The 277-nt window shown below is 54.9% G+C and carries 1 protein-coding gene; it reads left to right on the top strand.

Annotated features, from left to right (window positions below; all coding sequences use genetic code 11):
* Nucleotides 1-86: 86 nt before the first annotated feature.
* Nucleotides 87-277: hypothetical protein (locus ACNEUN_RS06225; protein ID WP_463631560.1), on the top strand; the 191-nt coding region annotated here is incomplete at its 3' end.

The following is a 277-nucleotide window of genomic DNA, read 5'->3' as shown; positions in this document are numbered from 1 at the left end:
CGATTAGAATTTCGTCTATTGAGCAAGCAAATAAAAGATCACAACCATCTACCCCGGCCTCGTGGTCGGATCCAAGGAATTTGATCATGCATCCATTCGTTCGCACTGCGATCACCGCGCTCCTGATGATTGTTCCGGCAGCCGCGATAGCGTCATCCGATATCGCCATGCATCGTGATCCGGGTTGCGGATGCTGCGAGAAATGGGCTGCCCAGGTGCGCCAGCAATTCCACCGCAAGGTCCAGATCATCGACGATGCCGACCGCGGTGTGTTGCA

Source organism: Gardnerella sp. C0684A1 (assembly GCF_055326835.1).
The sequence above is the reverse complement of the archived record's forward strand: the minus strand, read 5'-3'. Positions and strand labels throughout refer to the sequence as shown.